This is a genomic window from Microlunatus phosphovorus NM-1 (genome assembly GCF_000270245.1).
GTDB lineage: Bacteria > Actinomycetota > Actinomycetes > Propionibacteriales > Propionibacteriaceae > Microlunatus > Microlunatus phosphovorus.
Window position 1 is genome coordinate 3,774,328 of sequence record NC_015635.1, and the last position, 24,187, is coordinate 3,798,514.

The following is a 24,187-nucleotide window of genomic DNA, read 5'->3' on the forward strand; positions in this document are numbered from 1 at the left end:
TTCCTGAAGGCGGGCTATGCAACGCATCGCCGTTCGATCAACCCCCGATCAGGCGACAGAGGGGCAGATTGACTGCGCGAGAAGCACCCGGAGTATGGGTCTGTTGCACATCGGAGGGCTTGGCGCCGTCGCGATCTCCGGCCCGACGGGTGTGGCACGCTTAACTGTCGATAAAAAGTCGGGGCCCGGGAGCACTCGCACCCGGAGGGGGAACGAATGAGGGGTAACGCAGTGAAACGTCTATGGATGGCGCTGGTCACCGCGATCTGCGGGATCGGGTTGCTGAGCGTCTATCTGGTGCCGACCGCAGAGGCGGTGCCTTTCACACCCAAGACGGGTGTCACCTTCAACAACGCCGCCGGCAACAAGACTGCGGAACGGCGCATCCAGACCAGGCTCGACAAGACGATCGTCGCCACCCCGAAGGGCGCGACGATCACCATGGGGATGTACCTGTTCAGCGAGAAGTCCACCGCGGACCGGCTGATCGCCGCCCACAAGCGCGGCGTGAACGTGCGGTTCCTGATCGACAACGGCGCGTGGGACACCTCACAGATCAAGCGGCTGCGCAAGGCGTTCGGCACCAGCACGAGTGGCCGCAGCTTCGTGGTCAAGTGCAATCGCGGCGCCTGCATGTCGGACTACCCGTACGGCACCATCCACGTGAAGTACTACCTGTTCTCCCAGTCCGGCACCGCCAAGAACGTCTCCATCATCAGTTCGGCCAACCCGCACCGGGTGAACATCTACAACAGCTTCAACAACTCCCACATCATCGCCAACAACCAGGTGATCTACGACCGGCTGATGACGTACTTCAGCGACATGATCAAGAACAAGCAGGACCACAAGTACGGCAACGGGAAGAACACGACCTCGGGCCCGTACACCTTGTACTTCTACCCGCAGCGCACGGCTAGTGGTGGTGAGGTCATCCAGTACCTGGATGTGCTGAAGACCGTGAGGTGCAAGACCGCGAAGAACATGGGCAGCAAGGGCCGCACGGTCGTCCGGATGTCCATGTGGGGCTTCACCAACCCGCGGATGGACGTGGCCAAGCAGCTCTGGTCGCTGCACAACAAGGGCTGCAAGGTCGATGTCACGCTCAACCGTGGCCGGGCCAGCCGGACGATCATGCGGCAGTTGCTGAAGAAGTCGAAGAGCCACGGCCAGATGGTTGTCGAGGACGCGTGGAAGGACAAGAACCGCAACGACTATGCGGAGCAGTACACCCACCACAAGGCCATGATCGTCAACGGCTACGTCGAGGGTACGAACCAGCGCGTGGTGTGGACCGGCTCGCAGAACCTGACCAGCAACGGGTCGCTGTACAACGACGACATGGTGTTGCGGGTGCTTGGCAGCACCAACTACTTCGCCTACAGCAAGAACTTCAGCTACATCCAGAAGAAGTCCAAGCGACTGCGTTCCACGCCCCCGCCGATCATCCTGAAGAGCAAGCGCAGCGATGACGGGATCTCCTTGAACTCCGGTGGTGACTACGCCTCGCAGCGCGCCGAGATGGAGGACGGCGGCTAGTCGGCCAACCCGCTGCTCAAGGCAGCGCCCGGTGACCTCGTCACCGGGCGCTGTTTGCGTTCAGGAGATCAGGGGCGGCTCGGTCTTGGCACGCACTTCCTCGAGCCCGACGCCGGGAGCCAGTTCGACGACAACCAGCTCGCCACCATCACCAGGAATGTCGATCACCGCGAGATCGGTGATGATCCGCTGCACGACTCCCCGCCCCGTCAACGGCAGCGAGCAGGAGTCGACGATCTTGTAGGAGCCGTCCTTGGCGACGTGCTCCATCAAGACGACCACCTTCTTCGCACCGTGCACGAGGTCCATGGCCCCGCCCATGCCTTTGATCATCTTGCCCGGGATCATCCAGTTGGCGATGTCACCGGTTCGCGAGACCTGCATCGCACCGAGGATGGCGGCGTCGATCTTGCCGCCCCGGATCATGCCGAAGGACATCGCGGAGTCGAAGAACGAGGCGCCCTTGCGGAGGGTGACCGTCTCCTTGCCCGCGTTGATGAGGTCGGGATCCTCCTCGCCCTCGTACGGGTAGGGACCGACGCCCAGGATGCCGTTCTCGCTCTGCAGCACCAGCTCGACGTCGTCGGGCACGAAGTTGGGCACCAGCGTCGGCAGCCCGATGCCCAGATTGACATAGTCGCCGTCGCGCAGCTCAGCGGCGGCCCGGGCCGCCATCTCCTCCCGCGTCCAGCTCATCGGCCGACTCCTTCCGGCCGGGGACGCACCGTACGACGCTCGATCCGTTTCGCGGCCACCTGCTCGGTGGTCAGCGGGACCACTCGGTGCACGAAGACACCAGGTGTGTGGATCTGGTTGGGATCCAGTTCACCGGGCTCGACCAGTTCCTCCACCTCGGCGACGGTGATCCGCCCGCACATGGCCGCCAGCGGGTTGAAGTTGCGAGCCGAGTCACGGAACACCAGGTTGCCGTGCCGATCCCCTCGCCAAGCCCGGACGAGCCCGAAGTCGGCAATGATCGCCCGCTCCAGCACGAACTCCTTCGGCCCTTCGGGAGTGTCGAAGGACTGCGTCTGTTTGGCTGGAGAGGCGACCGCGACCGCCCCGCTGCTGTCGTACCGCCAGGGCAACCCGCCCTCGGCGACCTGGGTCCCCACGCCACTGGCCGTGAAGAAGGCCGGGATGCCCGAGCCGCCGGCCCGCATCCGCTCCGCCAAGGTCCCCTGCGGGGTGAGTTCCACCTCGAGCTCACCCGACAGGTACTGGCGGGCGAACTCCCGGTTCTCCCCCACATAGCTGGCAACCACTCGCCGCAGCCGGCCAGCACCGAGCAACAGCCCGAGTCCCCAGTCGTCGACTCCGGCGTTGTTGGAGACCACCTCGAGATCCCCGACTCCGGCCTCGAAGAGTGCATTGATCAATACCGAAGGGATGCCGCACAGACCGAAGCCACCGACGGCCAGTCGGGCTCCAGGCCTGACATCGGCCACGGCCTCCTCGGCGGAACCGACCACCTTGTCCACAACCCGCCTCCCCTCCTGCCGCGACGACGCGGCTGGCTCTGCTGGACAACCTACCCACGTGCGGGCAGGGCCCGGTTCCAGCGTTCCTTCACAGGGTGCTCGACCACCATCTCCGGAGCCCGCGAGACCAGCAGCCAGGCCGGCAGAATGACGATGCACAGCACCGGCAGCAGCGTGACCTGACCGGTGATGGCCACCGCCACGAAGAGGGAAACCCAGCCGTCCCGTGCGACCGCGAGCACCGCACCCAGAACGCCGCAGGCCACGGCGAGCGCGACCGGCACGTCCGGCAGCAGTTGATGACCCAACAGTCCGAACGCGACCCCGATGAACACCGCCGGGAAGATACGACCACCGCGGAAGCCGGAGGCCGCCGCCACGACCAGCGCCGCGAGCTTGATCAGCCCGAACACGACCAGCGCACCCACCGACCAGTCGTCGAGGTGAGCCAACAGCTCACCGGTCTGGTGCAGCCCCTTGAACAAGGTGATCTCACCCCCCACAGCACCGAGCAGGCCGAGCAGGATGCCACCGAAGGTGGCGTACACCAACGGGTTGCGCAGCCGGTGAAAGAACGTATGCAGCGGAGGCAGGGCCACCACCCCCACCAAGGTGATCGCCAAACTCCCCGCCGCGATCAGCGCACCGGTCACCAGGTCGATCGCTCGCGGACCGCCGTACGCGGGCAGCGAGAAGGCGAAGGAGGGCTGGTCCAGCATCACCATGGTGATCGAGCCGGCACCCGCGGCGACCAGGGGCAGGAACAGCTTGTCCCACAGCGCACCGCCGCCCGGGGTGCCGGCCACGACCCCGGTGAAGATCAGCGCTGCGGCCACCGGGGTGCCGAACAACGCGCCGATCGTCGCCGCCGTGGCCATCGCCATCACCAGCGCCGGGGGCACCCTCGGCGCCAGCCGAACGACCAGGGCGATGGACAGCGCGGCGTTGATCGCGATGATCGGATTCTCCGGGCCGAGGCTGACGCCACCGGCCAGGGTCAAGATCACCGCCAGCGCGAGACTCGGGAGCGCGCTGAGCGGCAACGGATCGGCTACCAGTTCGGTGGTCGCCGAGTCACGACCACCATGACCGGGCAGCTTCCACACCACCAGACCGACGGCTGCCCCGGTCAGCGTCAGGATCGCAAAGATCCACCAGCGGGAGCCGTCCGAGATCCCGAGAGCCTCCGGCGCGGCGTGCCAGAGGGCGTGCTCGATGACCTCGGCGACCTCATCGAGGGCCCACAGGACGCCCGCCGACAACACACCGACCAGCAGCGCGGGGATGGCCAGCAGCAACAGCTGGCGTGGACTTGGCGCTGGTGGCGCCGGCGGCGTGGTCTCCGTCACGACGTGATCCTAAAGCCGCGCTCGGCGCCGCCGACCACAGTTGAACCGTGGCACGCGGATGAGCACCAGCCCAGGTATGTTGACGCCATGATCGGGTCTGGGACGAGTCGTCCACCGTTTCCGGTGACGCTCGACAACTGGCAGTCGGAGGGCCAGCTCAACTGGACCTTCCAGCACATGGCCGAGATCTTTCCCACCGTCCCGATCCGCCGTGCACCCGGTCATGCGCCGCAGCTGCCACGGATCGCGTACGAGCCGGACATCTTGCCGGTGACCACCTCCGACGGTAGCGTCATGTCGCTGCACACCGTGATGGCCAGCACCGACACCGACGGCTGGATGGTCATTCACGATCATCCGAGCTGGGGTGCCCAGGTGATGGTGGAGCGTTATCCCAGCGGGATGGATCCGTCCACGGTGCACCTGATGATGTCGGTGACCAAGTCGGTCGTCGGGATCGTGGTCGGCGCCTTGGCCGCCCAGGGCGTGATCGCCACCGAGGCCCCGCTCACCCACTATGTGCCGGAGTTGCAGGAGTCCGGCTATGCCGGCGCCACCGTACGGCACCTGCTCGACATGCGTTCCGGAATCCGTTTCTCCGAGGAGTATCTGGACCCGATGGCCGAGGTTCGGGTGCTCGAGCAGGCGTTCGGCTGGGCGCCGCGGCTCAACCCGGACGTGCCCAGCACCTTACGCACGTTCCTGCTCAGCCTGCACTCTGATCGCCCGCATGGCGGTCCGTTCGACTATCGCAGCTGCGAGTCCGACGTGCTCGGCTGGGTCGTCGAGGCTGCCACCGGCCGGCGCTTCGCCGACGTGGCCTCCGAACTGGTCTGGTCGAGGATCGGCGCAGAGTTCGACGCCAACATCGGCATCGACTCCGAAGGCAGCGGCATGTTCGACGGCGGCATGTCGGCCACCCTCGGCGATCTCGGCCGGTTCGGTCTGATGATCCTGCGCAACGGCACCTCGCTGACCGGCGAGCAGGTCGTCCCGTCCTGGTGGATCGAGGACAGCTTCCTCGGCGACCTCGACTCGGTGCGGGCCTTCGCCGACTCCCCCGGCGACAACCGGATGCCCGGTGGCTTCTATCGCAACCAGTTCTGGATCCCCGATGCCCGCCGCCCGGTGCTGCTGTGTCTCGGCATCCACGGCCAGATGATCTACGTCAATCGGCAGGCTCGGGTGGTGGCCGCGAAGCTCTCCAGCTGGCCCACCCCGCAGCATGCCTGGAAGCTGTTCTCGACTGTTGCCGCGTTCGACGCGATCAGCGCCGACCTCGCGGGGCTCTAGGCCTCGCGGATTCCAAAGGAGGAACACCGCCATGACCGCCCATCCACTCGATCCACTCACCGAGGACGAGTTCCGCTCCACCGCAGCCGTGCTCCGCCGAGAGAGGGGTGTCGACCAGAGCTGGCGATTCGCCTCGATCGAGCTCGCCGAGCCGCCCAAGTCCGAGGTCAAGGCGTGGACCGTCGGGGACCCGATCGCGCGGAAGTCGCTGTCGGTGGTCTGGGAGAAGGCCAGCAACGACGTGTACGAGGCGGTCGTCGACCTGATCGCCGATCAGCTGGTTTCCTGGACCCACATCCCCGACGTGACGCCGAACTTCACCGTCGACGAGTACCACGACATCGATCACGCGCTGCACGAGCACGAGGGCGTCGCCGCGGCGCTGGCCGCACGCGGGATCACCGATCTGTCGCTGGTGCTGTTCGACGTCTGGACCTACGGCAAGCAGGTGATGCCCGAGCAGTGGCGTGACCGCCGCCTCGGCTGGTGCGACATCTGGGTGCGGGCCACCCCGGAAGGCAATCCGTACGGACATCCGGTGTCCGGGCTGAAGATCATCGTCGACATGAACACCAACGAGGTGCTCGACATCGAGGACCACCACGATTTCGGATTCCCGGACGTGCAGGCCGAGTACGACCCGGCCGTCAACGGTATCGCCGAGCGCACCGATCTCAAGACCCTGGAGATCACCCAGCCCGAGGGCGTCTCGTTCTCCCTGGACGGCAACGAACTGCGCTGGCAGAACTGGACCATGCGGCTGGGCTTCAACTACCGCGAGGGTCCGGTCATCTACCAGGTGAGCTTCGACGATCCGATCAGCGGCACCACCCGCGACATCGCGTATCGGATGTCGTTCGCCGAGATGGTGGTCCCCTACCGGGACGCCAGCTACGACCACTACCGCCGGACCGCGTTCGACATCGGCGAATGGGGTCTCGGCTATATGACGACCTCGCTGGAGCTGGGCTGCGACTGTCTGGGCGAGATCGTCTACGCCGACGCCGTGGTGCCGGACTCCGCCGGTCAGCCGCAGGTGATCAAGCAGGCGATCTGTCTGCACGAGGAGGACAACGCCGTGCTGTGGAAGCACGTCGACGCCGAGACCGGCGCGCAGGTCCGCCGGATGCGTCGGATGGTCGTCTCCGCGCACGCCACGGTCGCCAACTACGAATACCTGATCTACTGGCGGTTCTATCAGGACGGCAACATCGAATGTGAGGTGCGGGCCACCGGCCTGATGGTCACCACCCCGATGGCCAGCGAGGGCGACTCGTCGGCCTGGGGAACCACGGTGGATGCACGGACGTACGCGCCGTTCCACCAGCATTTCCTGATCGCCAAGCTGGATCTGGACATCGACGGCGAGGAGAACACCGTCCTCGAGGTCGACTCGTTCGCCGAGCCGATCACCGCGGCGAACCCCTACGGACTGAACCTCACCACCAAGGCGACCACGATCTCCTCGGAGAGTGAGTCGGGCCGCGACTACAACTGGGAGACCCAGCGGGCCTGGAAGGTGGTCAACCCGGGCAAGAGGAACCGGCACGGCAGCAACACCGCGTACAAGCTCGTGCCGGGCGCGGCCTTCCCGGCGATGATCGACAAGGCCTCGCCGGTCTACGAGCGTGCGTCGGTGATCGGGCACACGCTCTGGGTCACCGCACAGGACGACCGGGAGCGCTGGCCGGCCGGTGACTATCCCACCCAGTCCGAGTCCGATCTGACCGCAGGTGCCGAGCCGCACGCCCAGGGGATCCGGCGCTGGACCGAAGACGATGAGTCACTGGTGAACACCGACGTGGTGCTGTGGTACGTGTTCGGCATCCACCACATCACCCGCGTCGAGGACTGGCCGATCATGCCGGCGGACACCATCTCCTTCTGGCTCAAGCCGTTCGGCTTCTTCGACGCCAATCCGGCGTTGGACGCCCCCAGCACCAAGGGCGCCCACTGCGCCCCTGAATCCTCTTGCCATTCCCACTGATCGTCTACTCGTCAAACTCCGCCATCCCCCACCACCCCCATCCCAACGCAGAATGAGGACAGATGACCGACACTGAGATCGCCCACAGCAACGACGCCCAGTACGGCCCGACCGACGTCGGACCGTTGAGTCATCCACTTCGCAACATCTCCGAGGTGCGGCACTTCTTCCGCACCAACGAGGTGCCGATCTATTTCGTCGGCGCCACCCCGTTCAACCTGCTCGGCCTGGACCGCTGGGTCCGCAACTTCACCTACATCACCTACTACGACGGCTGGGACGGCGCGCACCCCCGGGTCTTCACGCCGCGGCGCAAGCCCTACATCGAGTTCGAGTCCGGCGAGGAGATCAACAACTGGCTGCTCTCCAACGCGGAGGTGCTGGCCTTCATCAACAGCCGGCGGGCCCCCGGGGTGCGACCGAAGATCGCGATGGTCTTCTTCGACGAGGAGACCGAACGGATCTGCTCCGAACTCGGCTATGACCTGATCCTGCCGAAGGCAGCGCTGCGCGAGTATCTGGACTCCAAGCTCGTCACCACCCGGCTCGGCAACGATGTCGGCGCCCCCAGCGTGCCCAACATCTTGACCACCGTCACCGACTACGACGATCTGGTCGCGCAGGCCACCGAGGCCGGCCTGGGCACCGATCTGGTCGTGCAGACCGCGTACGGCGACTCCGGCAAGACCACCTTCTTCATCGACGACGAGACCGGCTGGAAGAAGAACGCCAAGGAGATCGTCGACCAAGAGGTCAAGGTGATGAAGCGGATCAACAACCGCCCGATCGCCGTCGAGGCCGTGATCACGCGCAAGGGCACCATCGTCGGGCCGTTCATGACCGAGCTGACCGGTCATCGGGAGCTCACCCCCTACCGGGGTGGCTGGTGTGGCAACGAGATGTTCCCCGGCGTGCTCGACGACGACCTGCGCCGGCGGGCCGGTGACCTGGTTCGCCGGCTCGGCGACCGGCTCGGCCAAGAGGGCTACCGGGGCTTCTTCGAGGTCGATGTGCTGGTCGACATCGAGGACAACGAGTGCTACCTCGGTGAGTTGAACCCACGGATCAGCGGGGCCTCCGCGATCACCAATGTGACTGCCGGCTCGTACGCCGATGTGCCGCTGTTCTGCTTCCATCTGCTGGAGTACTCCGGGGTCGACTTCGAGCTCGACATCGACGAGATCAACGAGCGGTGGCGCGAGCTGGCCGCGGCCGACCTGTGGAGCCAGATGGTGATCAAGGAGACCTCGCCGGTGGTGGAGCTGATCACCGCCGACGCGCCGACCGGTCAGTACACCATCGACCGTTCCGGCTCGCTGGTGTTCAAGCGGGCCGCGCTGGACTGGCACCAGTTGCAGAACGAGCAGGAGGCGTTCTTCCTGCGGATCTACGGCGCCGGCGACTATCGCTGGAAGGGCGCCGATCTCGGTGTCATCGTCACCAAGGGTCGGCTGCAGCACTCCGTCGGCGACGGCCCGTTCTCACTGACCATCCGGGCCAAGCACCTGATCAACGCGATCCGCGGTCAGTACTCCGGCGTGCCCCTGCGGGAGGCCAACCCGCCCGCCCCGCCGAGCGCGTCCAACAGCGCGATCAAGTAGGCCGAAGTCGGGTCGAGCGTCGGCTCACAACCAGCCGGCGCTCGCCGCGACGGCGACCAGGATGGATGCCGCGCCGATACTCAGGCCGACCACCCGATTGGTGAGTTGAGCGCCATCGAACGGTCGCACCGGGAGCATGATCGAAGCGAACAATGCCACCGCCGCCATGGCAACGACCCGAGCCAACGGCACGGCCGAGATGACCGTGAGGGCAGTGAACGCGACGGCGATGATCCCGGCGGTCATCGCCGGGGCCCACACCACCCGTCGTGGTTGCTCCACCGCACTGTCGGCGAGTCCAGGGTAGGGCGCCAGCGTCAGCCCGAAAGGCACGGCGACGAGACCGATCACTGCTGCCGAGGCGGATCCGACCTGACGCGGGCTGTCCCCGGCGGCGCGGACCATCAACTGGCGAACGGCGATCGGCAGCAGGACCAGCGATCCGACCACGGGGAGGAGCAGTGCGGACTCACCCCAGGTCGGAGCCCACTGAACTGGACCTGCGGCAAGGACGACGATCGAGGCACCCAGTGCCACCGCCAACCCGATCGGTCGGCCGACGAGCTTCGCCAGGCGACCAGGTACGCGATCGGCCCGGTGAAGTCGGAGGGTCACCGTCTCGAGCACGCGGTCCAGGCCAAGGCTCCAAGCTGCTCGCAGCGCCACCAAAATGATCATGGAAAAGAGGAACCCACTGGTGGTCCGCTGCGCGGTGGACGCATAGCTCCAGTCCGGCGGCAAGGGCTTCGAGATATCGAGACCCGAAGAGTAGACGGCATCGTCGACGACGAAATCCGCCGGAGCACTACGCAGCGACCGATCCAGCCGGGCCGCCGTACCGAGCGCATGTTGGGACGACACCAGGCTGAGGAGCCCTGACCGGGCTTCTGCCACGCCCAGATTGTGCCAGCCGATGCCGTAGGTCGGCGCGGTGGCGACAACCTGTCGCAAGAGCGAACGCGCCCTGGCATCGTCTCCCGCCTTGCCGACCAGTACGGCGAGATTGTTGGCGGACACGAAAGAGGTCGAATCAGCCGTCAGGGCGGCCTCGTACGCCGGGATCGCCGCACCGGCGTCTCCGGCCAGATCATGGCTGAAGGCGAGGGTGTCAAGGAAGATCGGGTTGCTCGGATCCCGGCTCAGTGCCGCCTCGGCCGACTTGATCGCCTCGTCGTGGCGTCCGATACGCGACAGTGCCAGTGCCAGATTGCTCTCCTGCGCGCCCCGGAGCAGAGCCATCGGTGCATCGCCTTCCGCATCCACGACGACCTCGGTCAACGTGGTATCAGTGCGTTCGTTGGCTGCCTGCACCGAGCGTGAGAGGTGGTCGACGGCGTCACGGTCTCGTCCTTCGGCCAGCGCGGCTGCTCCGAGTTGAGCCTCGGCATAGAAGCGGACCGCCTGATCATCGCCCCGTGCCTCCGCGCTCTCATCGTGTGAGGACGCAGCCTGGTCGAGCGCCAGCATCAGGTCAGTCAGTGTGCGCTGGGCGGCGCCGCTGTCGCCACCCGCTTGCTGAGCCGCGGAGAGCTGAAGATCGAGCACGGCACTCGGGAAGATCAGGTCCAGACTCCAGGCAGTGGAGTCCTTGTCGGTGTCGGATCGCTGCCACGCCGCCGCGGCCTCGTTGAACTCGTCGACAGCTGCCCGCCACTCCCCGCGGAGATACGCGATCTCGCCGGCCCGCTGGTGCGCCAGGTACGAGTCCGGCTTCGCCGCAAGCCAATCGTCCACGACCTGCCGCGCCCCGCTCAGGTCACCAGCCCAGCGAAAGAGATCCTGAGCATCGTTCGGCGAACTGACCGGGCTCGTCGTCACGTAGTCGCATGGCGAGTCACCGCCGGAGCGCAGTGGCGTCTTGAACGACGTCGGTGCCCAGGTCCCGGCCTCCCCAGCGCGGCCGAGTAGGAGCAATGCATTCTGACCGGCTTGCTCCAAGCAGCGTCCATCGGTCAGATGGCTGTTCCGACTCTGCGGAATGAAGGCGACGTCATAGGTATCGGCTCCGCCCTCGGGCTGATAGCTCGCATCCCACACATAGGTAGCCATGGTTTGCAACCGGCCGTAGCCGGGCAGTCGATGAACGGAATTGCTGACTTCCCGTCCGTCCTGATAGACCACTTCGGTCGATAGCAGTGTGAGCACGCCCTGCCAGTCACCAGCGGCCTGCCGGACGCGGACCTGTTGAGTCACGACGTTCGCCAAAGGCAACGCATCGGCCGGCAACTGAGCGAATGCCGCTGCCGCTTCGTCGTGACGGTCCAGGTCCGACAGAGCCCGCGCCTCACCGACGAGAAGCCCAGGATCATCGGACATAGCGCGGGCCTGTTGATAGAGCCGGAGCGCGTCCCGCCGCCATTGACGGGCCTGGAAGGGACGCAGTCCGTTCTTCTCGGCGGAGTCCGCACGGTCCAGCAGCAGATCCGCCTCTCCGGCGTAGCCCAATGGCGATCTCGGGAACTGACGCTGCAATGTGTGCAGATCCTCGAGCGCCCCCGACATCCGCTCCTGCGGACGCAGGTCGGAACGTAGATAGGCTTCGTACGCGCGGCCGGCACGGTCCTGCGCCCTCAGCCACAGCGGCGTCGGGTCGTCTGGGCAGAGTTGCTGCGCACGCTCGACCTCGGCACTGATCGCGGCGTCTCGTGCGTTGTAGCCGAGCGTGACCAGATGCAGCAACTGAAGCTGGAGGTCGCAGGTCGGATGGACCTCGAGCGCGCGCCTCAGCACGCTGTAGGCGAGCGCGCCACCCGCCTTCATGTAGTCGAAACCGGAACGGGTCTCGGCATTGGCCGCTCCCGTCACTGCCAGCGCGGCAAGGTCGAGCACCAGACCCGGATCCTCGGCGACGACCGACGCCTTCAGGTTCGATGCGACCGTGGCGTCCAGGTCCGGGTACTCGTACGGGTACGGAAGTTCCTCGGAGTCGTTCTGGTACTGATCCATGGCCGTGCTCGCCAACCCGGGCAGCCACCCCTCGAGCCCGAGCTCGGTACCCAGCTCCAGCAGCTGCGTCTCCAGTGCATCCGAGTCAACAGGCCCGCAGAACACGGCCCGATCGGTGTGCAACGGGAACGACCGGACCGCACTCTGTAGCTTCGACCCAGGGCGTTGTGGTTCCGGTGCCGCTTCCGCCGAACTCGTGGTCACATACTGGCGATCGACGCGCCAGGCCAGCACCGAGATCGCGAAGGTACTGCCGAGGATCAAGAACGTGGCCAACGAGACGAAGACGGCGCGGATCACCAACGGCCTCTTTCCAACCCGTGCGCGTCGGTAGGAGACCCTGTGACGCTGCGATTATTACGTGCCTCCGATCTAACACTCTTTCGTCGGCCGTCGCAGCAAATTCCACTAGGTGCCGGGTCGTCAGACCGGAATCAAGGTGTACTTGGTTTCCAGGTACTCCTCGATGCCCTCCACCGAGCCCTCGCGGCCCAGACCGGAGGCCTTGACACCGCCGAACGGCGCCGCCGCATTGGAGACCAGACCGGTGTTGAGCGCCATCATGCCCGTCTCCAGCGAGTCGATCAGCCGGTGTCCCCGGGCGAGATCCCGGGTGTAGGCGTACGACATCAGCCCGTACTCGGTGTCGTTGGCCATCGCGACGGCCTCGTCCTCGGTCTCGAAGGTGCTGACACCCAGCACCGGGCCGAAGATCTCCTCCTTCAGCAGCCGGGTCCCGGGCTGCACATCGCGCAGCACGGTCGGGGCGTAGAAGAAGCCGGGACGCTCGATCCGGTTGCCGCCCACGGTGACGCTGGCGCCGTTGCTGAGGGCGTCCGCGACCAGCTCGTTGGTGCTGTCCACCGCGCCGCCGTCGATCAGCGGGCCGATGGTGACGCCCTCGTCCAAGCCGTTGCCGACCTTCATCTCCTGCACCCGAGCCGTCACCTTGGCGACGAACTCGTCGGACACGCTGGCGTGCACGATGAACCGGTTGGCCGCCGTGCAGGCCTGACCGATATTGCGGAATTTGGCCGTCATCGCGCCTGTGACAGCGGCATCGATGTCGGCATCCTCGAAGACCAGGAACGGCGCGTTGCCGCCGAGCTCCATCGAGGTCTTCAGCACGTTCGGCGCCGCATCGGCCAGCAACCGGACACCGACCGGGGTCGAGCCGGTGAAGGACAGCTTGCGCAGCCGCGGATCGGCGAGCAGCGGCTTGGTGATCGAGGAGGCGCTGGACGAGGTGATCACGTTGACCACCCCGGCCGGTACGCCGCACTCGATCATCACCTGGGCCAGCAGCAGCGTGGTCAGCGGCGTGTTGGTCGCCGGCTTGACGATCACCGGGCAGCCGGCGGCCAGCGCCGGGCCGATCTTGCGGGTGGCCATGGCCAGCGGGAAGTTCCACGGCGTGATCAGGTACGCCGGGCCGACGGGGCGCTTGGACACGACCATCCGGCCGGTGCCTTCCGGGTTCGACCCGTAGCGGCCGTTGATCCGGACCGCCTCCTCGCTGAACCAGCGCAGGAACTCCGCGCCGTAGGTGACCTCGCCGTACGCCTCGGCCAGCGGCTTGCCCATCTCGATCGTCATCAACCGAGCGAAATCGTCCTTGCGCCGCGTCACCTCGTCGAAGGCACGCCGCAGGATCTCACCGCGTTGCCGTGGCGCGGTCGCCGCCCACGCAGGCCCGGCCGCGCAGGCCGCGTCCAAGGCAGCGACGGCGTCGGACGGCGCGGCGTCGGCGATCGTGGCGATCTCCTCACCGGTGGCCGGGTTGAGCACCGGGATGGTCCACCCGGTGCTGCCTGCGGTCCATTCGCCGTTGATCAGCAGACCGGTCGGCAGGTCGGCAGGCAGCAGCTGGGCGGGGGTCAAAGTCTGTGTCACGTCGATGACCTTTCAGTTCGTGGCGAGGGCGGCGAGCATGATGTCCAGGCCCTCGGCCAGCAGGTGGTCGGGGATGGACAGCGGCGGCAGCAGTCGGATGATGTTGCCGTAGGTGCCGCATGTTAAGACAATAACGCCCTGCTGGTGAGCAGCCTTCGCGGTCGCGGCCGCCAGGGGTGCGTCCGGCTCGCCCGTGGTCGGGTCGACCAGCTCGATGGCGAGCATGGCGCCGCGACCGCGTACGTCGCCGATCCGCGGATCACGCGACTGGGCCGCGGTGAGGCGCTCCAGGGCGATCGCCTCGATCTGCTGGGCCCGCTCGATCAGACCGCCCTGCTCGTAGGCATCCATGGTCGCCAGGGCCGCCACGCAGGCGATCGGATTGCCGGCGTACGTGCCGCCGAGTCCACCGGGATGAGCCGCATCCATGATCTCGGCGCGACCGGTCACCGCCGAGAGCGGCAGGCCACCGGCGATCCCCTTGGCAGTGGTGATCAGGTCCGGGACGATGCCCTCGTGCTCGCAAGCGAACATGGCGCCGGTCCGGGCAAAACCGGTCTGCACCTCGTCGGCGATGAACACCACACCATTGGCCTTGGACCAGGCGACGAGTTCCGGCAGGAATCCTGGTGCCGGGACGACGAAGCCGCCCTCGCCCTGGATCGGCTCGATGACGATCGCGGCCAGGTTGTCCGCGCCGATCTGCTTTTCGATCTGGGTCAGGGCGATCTTGGCCGCCTCCGGACCGCTCAGCCCGTCGCGGTAGGGGTAGGACATCGGCGCGCGATAGATCTCGCCGGCGAACGGGCCGAAGCCGCTCTTGTAGGGCATCGACTTCGCGGTCATCGCCATGGTCAGGTTGGTGCGCCCGTGATACGCGTGGTCGAACACGACCACGGCCTGCTTCTTGGTGGCGATCCGGGCGATCTTGACCGCGTTCTCCACCGCCTCGGCTCCTGAGGTGAACAGCGCGCTGCGCTTGGCGTGATCGCCGGGCGTCAGCCGGTTGAGCCGCTCGGCCACCTCCACGTACGACTCGTAGCCGCTGATCATGAAACAGGTGTGGGTGAACTTGGCGGCCTGGTCAGCAACCGCAGCGGCCACCGCCGGATCCGCGTTGCCGATGGTCGTCACGGCGATGCCGGTACCCAGGTCGATCAGTGAGTTCCCGTCGACGTCGACCACGACTCCGCCACCGGCCGCCGCGACGTACGCGGGCATCATGACGGCGATGCCTGGGGCGACCGCGGCCGACTTCCGGGCCTGCAGCTCCTGGGTCTTGGGGCCCGGGAGCGAGGTGACCAGGCGGCGCTCCTGCGGCAGGGCCGGACCACCGGTGAGGGCGTGGGACAAGACGGTCATAAGCGTGGCTCCTTGGTGGGGATCTCTCTGGTGTGATCTCGGGGTATGCCCACCACCGTATGCCGCCAAACCGTGCCACTATGGTGGATCGAGCGCCACTTTGGCAGTTTGGCGACTACGGTGGTCTCGTGGCGATCCGACTCAGCGACCTGCTCTCCGATTCTGCCCTCGGCCTGCAACTGCTCACGGGCCAGGCTGGCGCCGAGATCGGCTGGGCACACAGCTCAGATCTGATGGACCCGACCCCGTTCCTGGAGATCGACAATCTGCTGCTCACCACCGGCACCCAGTTCGGCGGCGAGACGTCGCCGGCCGGGTACGCCGCGTACGTCGATCGTTTGGTCACCGTCGGCGTGACCGCCCTCGGTTTCGGCACCGAGGTGGTGCGCACCACGCCGGAACCGTTGATCACCGCGTGTGCGGAGCGCGGACTGCCACTGGTGGAGGTCCCCTATCGGACGCCGTTCATCGCCTTGGCCCGCCGGGTCGCCGACGCCCTGGCCGAGCAGGACCATGCTCGCGATCTGTGGGCACTGGAGACACAGCGGGCGCTGGCCCTCGCAGCATTGTCGGCGAACCGGATCGCCGCCGTGCTGGAGGAGCTCAGCCGGCGGCTCAGGGCCGGTGTCTTGTTGCTGGACGCTCATGGCGAGGTGCTGTCCGAGCATGGACCGCACCGGCTGGCCGGTGCTGAGCTCTCGGCCGTGCAGGGCGAGGCTCGCCGCTTGCTGCAGCGCCGATTGCGGTCGGGTTCCGCGCTGGACCTGCCTGGTCCGTCGGACCACCCCGAGTCCGTACGCCGGACCGTCACGATGCAGACCCTGGGCCGCCGACACGAGCTGCGTGGCGTGTTGGCCGTCTCCCTGGCCGAGCGGCCTGACACGGCCGCGACGGCGGTGATCACCAATGCGGTGGCGCTGGCCGAGTTCGCGGTGGAAGATGCAGCCCGGCGCGAGGAGTCCACCCTGGCCCTCAACGCTCAGCTGTTCCAGCTGGCCCTGGCCGGGCATGTCGACGCCGCTGCCGACGTGTTGGTCGCCGCCGGACGGCAGCTTCCGGAGGGGCCGGTGCGGCTGCTGCTCACTCCATTGCGGACCGATACCGACGCCGGCGAGCTGGAGCACGCGCTGTCGGTACGCATGGCTCGGGCGCAACGCTCGGTGCTGGCCACCCGCTGGCACGGGCGGTTCGCCGTCGTGATCGGTGATGCCATGGCCGATCTGGCGGCGGCGGTGATCACCGCCCGGCAGACACCGGTCGTGATGTCCCGCCCGGTCGGCTGGCCGGACCTGATCGCCGCGCTGCACGAGACCCGCGAGGCCCTCGACGCGGCCCCACCGACCGCGCAGGTGATCGAACTGGAGACCAGCGCCATCCTCGGCCTGCTCTCTCGAGATGAGATCGAGACCCTGGCGCAGGAGCGGCTCGCTCCCCTGCTGGCCGCGCCCGACGGAGCAGATCTGCGGCGCGTCCTGGAGACCTGGCTACGACACAATGCCGCCTGGGACCCGGCAGCCCGCGAACTGGGCATGCATCGGCACACCCTGAAGGCCCAGGTGAAGCGAGCCGGCAGCCTGGTCCGGCTCGACCTGGACACCTTCGAGGCCAAGGCAGAGCTCTGGGCCCTGCTGACCGCCGCACCTGCCTGACGGGTCACCGGGCGGCGGGTAGCGGGGCCCTTGCGATCGTCTGTGGCCCGCCGGCGCAAGACGTACGCGGTTCACCCTCGGCTCACGCCCATCCGTGGCCTGCGGGCGCCAAACGCACACCATGGTCCGGTCAATAGACGGTGACCGCTGGATACCTCCGCGAGCAGAATCACTCTCACGTTCCAGATGCCACGCCTGCGCCAGGCGAGACTCTGAGAACGCGAGGGAAATTTGACCGGTCCAGCAGTTCCCACGGCTCTGCTCATCTCGAGGCAGAACGAGTGGCCGCCACCTTGTCCAGCGCCGCCTGGGTGAAGACCGACAGACCGAGTTCAGCCCGGAAGCCGTGGATCTCCTTGACGTCCAGCCGGATCAAGAACTCCACGATGTCTTCCGAGATGGACTGGCCGGGCACCAGGACCGGGAAGCCGGGCGGGTACGGGACCACGAAGGTGGTCGAGACCAGCCGGCGGCCCTGTCGCAGCAGCTCGTGGGCTTTGCCGAGGGGGACGTACTCCTTCTCGCTCTCGTGATAGCCGGCGTAGAAGGCGGTGCGGATGTCGCCGTCGGCTGAGGTCGGTGTGGCACGGAAAGCGGGGTCGAAGTCGCTGAAGTCGGGCAGGTGCGGCAGGTTGGTGGTCATCGAGCTGATCTTGTTGAGCTGCAGTTGCAACTCCGCCCGGCTGGCCAGCTTGTGCTGGCGCTCGAGCTCGATCGCGGTGCTGCGGAGCGCCTCGAGCAGATAGTGGACGGCCGACCAGGTGATACCGATGGTGAAGATCAACAGCACGCTGTTGATGGAGGTCTTGTTGATCTGGATGCCGTAGCGCTCCATCAAGATGTCTTCGCGGAACTCGTAGCCGTTCAGGCCTGTGCCGCCGATGTAGAGCGTCACCCGGGTCGGGTCGAGGACGAACTCCGCTTCCTGCCAGGCTTCGTTCCACCGGTTGACCTGGGTCTCCGATGGCCCGGCCTCCGGGCGATGGCGGAACTCCGCCGGCACCAGATCGACCTCGTCCAAGATGGTGAACCAACGCCGGATCTGGCGATCGGAGCGGACCCGCTGCCGGAAAGCGAGCGCCATCTTGTACGCCTGCCGCACCATCTCGAAGCCTTCGATGTCGACCTGTCGACGGGCCAGGTCGAGCGAAGCCAGCAGCTGCTGGTTCGGCGAGGTCGAGGTATGGGTCAAGAACGCCTCGCCGAATGCCTCCGCCGACTGCCGGTTGAACTCCTGGTCCCGGACGTGGATCATCGACGCCTGGCGCAGCGCCGACAGCGACTTGTGGGTGGAGTGGGTCGAATACACCCGGACCCGAGTCTTGGCGGGATCGGGCAGCAGCCGATGGTCGGCCCATTCCTCCCGCGGAATACCGGCCATCTCGGCCTTCCACTGCGCGTACTCGGCGACGTAGCGCGGGCTGGCCAGTTTGCTCGCCAGCCGCTCGGCGGTGACCATCGCCGTCCGCTGCCTGACCCAGGGCACCGCCACTGCGAACGCGTACCACGCCTCGTCCCACAAGAAGCAGAGATCGGGCTTGATCGCCAGCAGCTCCTCCATCACCCGCTGCGGGTTGTAGACGATTCCGTCGAAGGTGCAGTTGGTCAGCAGCACCATCCGGACCTTGTGCAACCGGCCGGCGGCCTCCAGGTCCAGCAGTGTCTGCTTGATCACCTTCAGCGGCACCCCGCCGTAGATCGAATACTGCTCCAGCGGATAGGCGTCCAGATAGACCGGGTTCGCCCCCGCCAGCATCAGGCCGTAGTGGTGCGACTTGTGACAGTTGCGGTCGATCAACACGATGTCACCCGGCTCGGTCAGCGACTGGACCACGATCTTGTTCGCGGTCGAGGTGCCGTTGGTGACGAAGTAGGTCCGGTCGCTGTTCCAGGTGTCCGCCGCCTTGTCCATCGCCTCCTTCAACGCGCCGTGCGGATCCAGCAGCGAGTCCAGCCCGCCGGACGTCGAGGAGGTCTCGGCCATGAAGATGTTGCGGCCGTAGAACTCGCCCATGTCGCGCAGCGAGCGGGAGTTGAAGATGCTCGCGCCCCGGGCCACCGGCAGCGCATGGAACTGGCCGACCGGTGACTCCGCGAACGCGCGCACCGCGTCGAAGTAGGGAGTGCGATAGCGGGAACGGATGCCGGCGATCACGGTGGAGTGCAGATCGGTGACGTCGTTGAGCCGATAGAATGTCCGGTCGTACACGCCGGGCGCCTCCTCGGCACCGGCCACGATCGACTCGTCGGTCAGCAGATAGAGGTCGATCCGGGGCCGCAGCTCACGGATCCATTGGCCGCACTCCACCCAGTCGTAGGTACGGTCCTTGACCACCGGGATCTCGTCGACCCCGAGCAGCCGGGTCATCAGCGGCGAGCGCTCCCGCGATCGCATCGGCAGATCCTGGCGGATGATCGCCGCCTGGACCTCCCCGTTCAGGGCGACCGCCGTCAAAACGTCCTCGACGCTGGTGCAGCGCAGGATCCCGTACTGGATCTCGTCGCCCGGCTGACGCAGCGCCCGCAGCTGGCCCTCCAGACCTTCGGGAGAGGTCGCAGGCGAGTCGTCGGCCAGCATCACAGTGTAGAACTGCTGCTGCGAGGCCCGGGCGATCAGCTCCTGCTCCTCCAACGGCTCATCGTCGTCGAACAGCGCCGCCCGGTCGCCATACTCCTCCAGCAGCCGGGCCGCGAGTGCGGCCTGCTCGGCCAACTCGGCGGTGTCCATGACATCGAGGTGCTCCCGGAGCCGGTTCAGCCGCTCCAGTCCGGGGTAGAGCCAGAAACCCTCGTACGCCGCCAGCCGGTCCAGCTGACGACGTACCCGGTCCTCTTCCAGCGTGGTGTCCAGACCGGCATGGTGGACGGCGGCGAGCTGCTTGGTCGCATCATCGAGCAGATGCCAGACGTCGATGCGCTGCGAGGAGGGATTCGCCATCGCCGCCAGGGCGGAGACCTTGAGGCGAGGCGGGCGCTGACTGTAGGCGGGCATGAAACTCCGAATCGGTCGGTGGGTCGAGACGGGTGAATCGGTGGAGTGGGATCGCGGCGGGGTGGAATCGGTGGGGTCGACGGCCGGTCCGCCACGACGGCCAGATCCTACTCAGTCGACCTATGACGAGACTGTCTGTGCTCAGGATCGCCGGACCGGTCGCAGGCGGGTTCAGACTGTGCTGGGGCTCACCGATCAGCGGGTCAGGGCGAGTTCAGCCCCGGCCAGCCAGGGCAGCCGGCCGACCTTGTCGATATCGAAGCCCTTGCCCCAGATGACCGCGCCATCGTCGGGGACCGGCACGCTCAGATAGGTGATCTCGTTCTCGACCACGATGGCGCATCAGCGAGAACAACGCCTCGACGCTGATCCACTCGTGGGCCGGACAGCAGATCAATGTCCGGGAGACCGCCTCTCTCCGGGGTCGGGCGGCTGTCAGCACGTTGACCGCCTGCTGCCCCTTGATGACCTCGATCCGCCGGAACTCGCCGAGCAATGCGTGACTGAGCCACCGCTGCCGCAGTCCGCGGATCACCTGGTGCGGTGGCTGGCGCAACGCCGATCGACCTCCTCGTCGTAACAGTCGACCGTCGCCTGCTCGATCAACTCATTCAGTTGCTCGTCGCTCCACGAAGTCATGGCCTGAAGCTACTCAGTTGCGTCCAGACTTGGTCAACGATCGGTCAACAACGGACGATCGTTAAGCACGTACGTATCCGCGCGGCAGGCAATCAGCCTTGCTGGCGCGCCCAGGTCAGCAGAGGCATCGACACCCATGTGGATATGCCGCAGACCGAGGACTCCTTCGGGCAGGCGACCCGCGCCGCGGTCCTCGGAGGGACGACGACCCTGATCGATTTCGTGCCTCCGATGGCGCCCGGACAACGTCTGGTCGAAGCAGTTGAGAACCGGATCGCTGCGATCAACGCCTCCGCTGTCATCGACGTCGGCGTCCATCCGATGCTCAATCGCGCCGATGACCAGGTGCTGACCGACATCAAAACGGTGATCGATCTGGGCTGCACCTCCTTCAAGATGTTCACGACTTATCCGGAGAACCTGGTCACTGACGGGGATGCCTGGCGTCTGATGCGCGCCATCTCCGACCACGGCGGCTTGCCCGGGTTCCATGCCGAGAACCACACGATTCTCGGCGAGGCTCAGCGCGAGCTCGTGGATCAAGGCCGGACCGGAATCGCCGACTTCGCCGCGAGCCGCCCTGCCCTGGCGGAGACCACGGCGATCAACACCCTGTGCCTGCTCGCCAAGGAGCTCGGATCGCCGATCTGGATCTTCCACGTCTCCGGCGCGGCGGCGTTGCGCGCGGTCACCGATGCCCGCGCGATCGGCGTCGAGGCGTACGCCGAGACCTGCACCCATTATCTGACCTTCGATGACACCGTCTTCACCGGCCCCGAGCCGTGGCGCTATGTTCTGTCGCCGCCGATCCGTTCGAGAGCCGACCAGGCGATGCTCTGGGACGGCGTCGCCAACGGCACCGTCCAAGCCGTCGGCTCGGATCACAACGCGTACTCGTTGACGACCAAGCGCCCCACGGCCACTGACTTCCGCGAGCTGCCGTTAGGCGCGCCCGGGGTTCAGATCCGTACGCCGATGCTGTGGCACCAAGCTGTCAACGTTCACGGCCTGTCGGTGGGCACCTTCACCGAGATATCGGCGGAACGCGCCGCCCGCGCCCTCGGCATGTTCCCGCGCAAGGGCGCGATTCGGGTGGGTAGCGACGCGGACCTGGTCTTGATCGATCCCACTGCCAGCTGGCAAGGGACCGACCTCGAGCCGAGTGTCGACAACTCATTCGACCCCTATGCCGACGAGCACGGGCGAGGCCGCCCACGGCATGTCCTCAGCCGGGGTCATCAGATCGTCCGCGATGGCGAATTCTTCGCGCCGCAGGGTGGCGATCGATTCCTGCCCCGATCGCCCCGAAGCTGAGCGCTCCGTCGTCGTTGTTGGCGAGGATGCGCCCGATTACCCTTGGCCGCGCCAGTCCCTCAGCACTCGGGAGACGCGGGATGCCCTCTGACTCAACCCACCTGACGCCCTTGCAGCACTGGGGACCGCTCGCCCTCGGAGTCGCCGCCTTGCTGGCGGCGGGTGTTGCGCTGGCCGTGTCCGTCACCACCAGGTCGGCAACCCAGCAGTCCGTCGGGACCGGATCCACCGCCACCTGCCCGGCCGCCGAGGTCGCTGCCAAGACGATGCCTTCAGTCGTCACCCTGTATGTCAAGAGCCGGACCGGATCCGGCAGCAACGGGTCTGGTCAGTTCCTCGACACCGAGGGACACATCCTGACGAACAACCACGTCATCTCCTCCGCTGTCGGCGGCGGCGCTGTCATCGTCGTACGGCCCAATGGTGAGGAGCTTCCGGCAACGCTCGTCGGGAGGGATCCAAAGACCGATCTTGCCGTCGTCAAGGTCGACCCGAAAGAGCCCGCCCAGCCTGTCCGCTTCGGCTCCACGCCGCCCATCGGGGCGCAGGTCTTCGCCATCGGGGCCCCACTCGGCCTGACCGAGACCTTCACGTCCGGCGTAGTCAGCGGTCTTGGGCGCAGTGTCCGGGTCCCGTCGGACAACGACACCACCGCTCTGCTCGTATCGGCCATCCAGACGGATGCGTCGATCAACCCTGGCAACAGCGGCGGCATGCTCGCCGACTGCAGCGGCGATCTCGTCGGTGTCCCGACCGCCGGTGCCACCGCGAGCGACTCCCTGGGACAGCCGGTGGCCGGCAGCATCGGACTCGGGTTCGCGGTGCCCGCGCCGACCGCCAAACGGGTCGCGGACAGCCTCATCAGCGACGGGAAGATCGTGCACGGAGACTTCGGGCTCAGTGTCGTACCGGTCCTCGGACCCAATAGCACGCTCACCCCGAGCGGGCTGTACATCACCGGTGTCACAGCCGACGGTCCGGCAGCCCGCGCCAACCTGCGGCGCAGCGACATCATCACCGCCTTGGCGGGACAGCCCGTGACCAGCGCAGACCAACTGCAGGAGGCGTCACTCAGCAATCCGCCGGGCACCACCGTCACCATCCAGTACGTGCGCGACAACCAGTCCATGACCACCGACATCATCATGGGTTGAGAGCACGAAGCCACCTTTTGGAGCGACTGGGAATTCGGACCGTCGCGCTCGCCCGCACGGTCCTGGCGATCGCGGGAGTCATCCCCTGTGGTCGATCCTGTGGCACGCGGGCACTCAGCGGGTTGGCCGCCCTCGCCCTTCCGCAGCAGATTCGCCGCTAGCGGGCATCCCGGTCGAGCTCTGCAGCGCGGCGCGCTGGGCATCAAGCCAATCCAGGTCGGCAGCAGTCCGTTCGGCAAAGCCGGGCTCGTTGACATGCGCGACCCACACCGGATCTCCGGCCGCAGCCTGCTTCAGGATGTTCTGCGTCGAATGCGCCCGCTCTTCGAGCACGATGTCGAGGAGGTCCTCGGCCCGGTCCGCCGCCAGACCGTACGCAGCGGCGAGCAGCCCGACCCTGCGCACCGCGTCCAGACCTTGCTGAGCGGCCGGGCGCGCGCTCGGCGCATGCAATGGAGCCCACTCCGAGGCGGCGATCGCCAGGTCCCAGAGCGGCCGGCCGGGCCCGGCCATGTCGAAGTCGATGAGTGCCACCACCACGCCGTCGCGAAATACGACGTTCTCCGGATAGAGATCGTTGTGGCAGACCGTCGGACCGCCGTGGGGGTCTGCCCATTCCGTGGACCAGTCAGCCGCGACCGGCGAGAACGATGCGACAGCTTCGTGGTACTCGCGGAGCAACCGCCCCAGGGAGACCAGGGCCGTCTCGGTCATCGCCCACTCCGGGTACGGCGGCACGGGGACGTCACCGTCGACCCACGACACCACGTGGCGGTCCTTCTCGTCGGTTCCGAGATAGCGCGGAGCGCCGACGAACCCGACCCTCTCCAGATGGAGCAGCAACTCTTTCACCCCGGCGCGCATGCCCGGCCGACGCACCGTGTCGCCGACCCGGACCACACCCCGAGCTGCGTCCATACCGCCCGCCAGCGCCTGCTCGGGGAGCTCCATAGCGGGAGGCTATCCGGCACGGGTCACCGCTCGGGCA

At 66.8% G+C, this 24,187-nt stretch carries 16 protein-coding genes; 7 read left to right on the plus strand and 9 right to left on the minus strand.

The window, feature by feature from the left end; genetic code table 11:
* The first annotated feature begins 231 nt into the window (after positions 1-231).
* Positions 232-1,539: a phospholipase D-like domain-containing protein gene (locus MLP_RS16920; protein ID WP_172641588.1), complete on the plus strand. Its 1,308-nt coding sequence runs from the start codon at positions 232-234 to the stop codon at positions 1,537-1,539.
* Between the two features lie 60 nt (positions 1,540-1,599).
* Here the strand turns inward: MLP_RS16920 and MLP_RS16925 are convergent, their stop codons facing one another.
* From MLP_RS16925 to MLP_RS16935, 3 genes are read right to left on the minus strand one after another with little or no spacing between them, the layout of a single operon-like run.
* Complete coding sequence (locus MLP_RS16925; RefSeq protein WP_013864375.1) at positions 1,600-2,235, minus strand: 3-oxoacid CoA-transferase subunit B; 636 nt, start codon at positions 2,233-2,235, stop codon at positions 1,600-1,602.
* Positions 2,232-3,020 carry a CoA transferase subunit A gene (locus tag MLP_RS16930; protein WP_013864376.1) on the minus strand — a complete coding sequence of 263 codons (789 nt, stop codon included), beginning with the start codon at positions 3,018-3,020 and terminating at the stop codon, positions 2,232-2,234. Before MLP_RS16930 ends, MLP_RS16925 begins: the two co-directional genes overlap by 4 nt.
* A 50-nt stretch (positions 3,021-3,070) precedes the next feature.
* On the minus strand, positions 3,071-4,369 hold the full coding sequence (locus MLP_RS16935; protein WP_013864377.1) for an ion channel protein: 1,299 nt from the start codon (positions 4,367-4,369) through the stop codon (positions 3,071-3,073).
* An 87-nt stretch (positions 4,370-4,456) separates the two neighbouring features.
* Between MLP_RS16935 and MLP_RS16940 the strand changes: the two genes are divergently transcribed.
* The 3 genes from MLP_RS16940 (at position 4,457) to MLP_RS16950 (ending at position 9,250) form a co-directional block, all read left to right on the plus strand.
* On the plus strand, positions 4,457-5,662 hold the full coding sequence (locus MLP_RS16940) for a serine hydrolase domain-containing protein (protein WP_041790193.1): 1,206 nt from the start codon (positions 4,457-4,459) through the stop codon (positions 5,660-5,662).
* Between the two features lie 31 nt (positions 5,663-5,693).
* On the plus strand, positions 5,694-7,649 hold the full coding sequence (locus MLP_RS16945; RefSeq protein WP_013864379.1) for a primary-amine oxidase: 1,956 nt from the start codon (positions 5,694-5,696) through the stop codon (positions 7,647-7,649).
* A 62-nt stretch (positions 7,650-7,711) separates the two neighbouring features.
* Positions 7,712-9,250 carry a biotin carboxylase gene (locus MLP_RS16950; RefSeq protein WP_013864380.1) on the plus strand — a complete coding sequence of 513 codons (1,539 nt, stop codon included), beginning with the start codon at positions 7,712-7,714 and terminating at the stop codon, positions 9,248-9,250.
* Positions 9,251-9,274: 24 nt separating this feature from the next.
* Here MLP_RS16950 and MLP_RS16955 read toward each other — a convergent pair whose 3' ends face one another.
* From MLP_RS16955 to gabT, 3 genes are all read right to left on the minus strand, one after another.
* Positions 9,275-12,496, minus strand: coding sequence for a tetratricopeptide repeat protein (locus MLP_RS16955; protein ID WP_013864381.1), 3,222 nt, complete (start codon positions 12,494-12,496; stop codon positions 9,275-9,277).
* A 123-nt stretch (positions 12,497-12,619) separates the two neighbouring features.
* Entirely contained in the window at positions 12,620-14,089 is a 1,470-nt protein-coding gene (locus MLP_RS16960; RefSeq protein ID WP_013864382.1) for an NAD-dependent succinate-semialdehyde dehydrogenase, read from the minus strand.
* 12 nt (positions 14,090-14,101) lie between these two features.
* Positions 14,102-15,451: a 4-aminobutyrate--2-oxoglutarate transaminase gene (gene gabT / locus MLP_RS16965; RefSeq protein ID WP_013864383.1), complete on the minus strand. Its 1,350-nt coding sequence runs from the start codon at positions 15,449-15,451 to the stop codon at positions 14,102-14,104.
* Positions 15,452-15,579: 128 nt separating this feature from the next.
* Between gabT and MLP_RS16970 the strand changes: the two genes are divergently transcribed.
* Complete coding sequence (locus MLP_RS16970) at positions 15,580-17,100, plus strand: PucR family transcriptional regulator (RefSeq protein ID WP_013864384.1); 1,521 nt, start codon at positions 15,580-15,582, stop codon at positions 17,098-17,100.
* A gap of 262 nt (positions 17,101-17,362) precedes the next feature.
* On the opposite strand, the gene MLP_RS16975 is transcribed toward MLP_RS16970, so the two are convergent.
* Both MLP_RS16975 and MLP_RS27520 read right to left on the minus strand, forming a co-directional pair.
* Positions 17,363-20,092, minus strand: a complete 2,730-nt coding sequence (locus tag MLP_RS16975) for an aminotransferase class I/II-fold pyridoxal phosphate-dependent enzyme (RefSeq protein ID WP_013864385.1) — start codon at positions 20,090-20,092, stop codon at positions 17,363-17,365.
* A gap of 195 nt (positions 20,093-20,287) precedes the next feature.
* Complete coding sequence (locus MLP_RS27520; RefSeq protein ID WP_013864386.1) at positions 20,288-20,425, minus strand: Wadjet anti-phage system protein JetD domain-containing protein; 138 nt, start codon at positions 20,423-20,425, stop codon at positions 20,288-20,290.
* Between the two features lie 450 nt (positions 20,426-20,875).
* Between MLP_RS27520 and MLP_RS16980 the strand changes: the two genes are divergently transcribed.
* A complete protein-coding gene (locus MLP_RS16980; protein ID WP_041790195.1) occupies positions 20,876-22,045 on the plus strand; it encodes an amidohydrolase family protein in 1,170 nt (389 codons plus the stop codon).
* Positions 22,046-22,125: 80 nt separating this feature from the next.
* A complete protein-coding gene (locus tag MLP_RS16985) occupies positions 22,126-23,199 on the plus strand; it encodes a S1C family serine protease (protein WP_070100477.1) in 1,074 nt (357 codons plus the stop codon).
* Positions 23,200-23,313: 114 nt separating this feature from the next.
* Here MLP_RS16985 and MLP_RS16990 read toward each other — a convergent pair whose 3' ends face one another.
* The gene (locus MLP_RS16990) at positions 23,314-24,150 is read right to left on the minus strand and encodes a phosphotransferase (RefSeq protein ID WP_013864389.1); all 837 of its coding nucleotides are present in this window, start codon (positions 24,148-24,150) and stop codon (positions 23,314-23,316) included.
* Between the last annotated feature and the right edge of the window lie 37 nt (positions 24,151-24,187).

Excerpts from the sequence above, each read along its gene's own strand:
- MLP_RS16925 (WP_013864375.1), bottom strand. The coding sequence starts at position 2,235 with ATGAGCTGGACGCGGGAGGAGATGGCGGCCCGGGCCGCCGCTGAGCTG.
- MLP_RS16940 (WP_041790193.1), top strand. The coding sequence starts at position 4,457 with ATGATCGGGTCTGGGACGAGTCGTCCACCGTTTCCGGTGACGCTCGAC.
- MLP_RS16945 (WP_013864379.1), top strand. The coding sequence starts at position 5,694 with ATGACCGCCCATCCACTCGATCCACTCACCGAGGACGAGTTCCGCTCC.
- MLP_RS16950 (WP_013864380.1), top strand. The coding sequence starts at position 7,712 with ATGACCGACACTGAGATCGCCCACAGCAACGACGCCCAGTACGGCCCG.
- gabT (WP_013864383.1), bottom strand. The coding sequence starts at position 15,451 with ATGACCGTCTTGTCCCACGCCCTCACCGGTGGTCCGGCCCTGCCGCAG.
- MLP_RS16975 (WP_013864385.1), bottom strand. The coding sequence starts at position 20,092 with ATGCCCGCCTACAGTCAGCGCCCGCCTCGCCTCAAGGTCTCCGCCCTG.
- MLP_RS16980 (WP_041790195.1), top strand. The coding sequence starts at position 20,876 with ATGCCGCAGACCGAGGACTCCTTCGGGCAGGCGACCCGCGCCGCGGTC.
- MLP_RS16985 (WP_070100477.1), top strand. The coding sequence starts at position 22,126 with ATGCCCTCTGACTCAACCCACCTGACGCCCTTGCAGCACTGGGGACCG.
- MLP_RS16990 (WP_013864389.1), bottom strand. The coding sequence starts at position 24,150 with ATGGAGCTCCCCGAGCAGGCGCTGGCGGGCGGTATGGACGCAGCTCGG.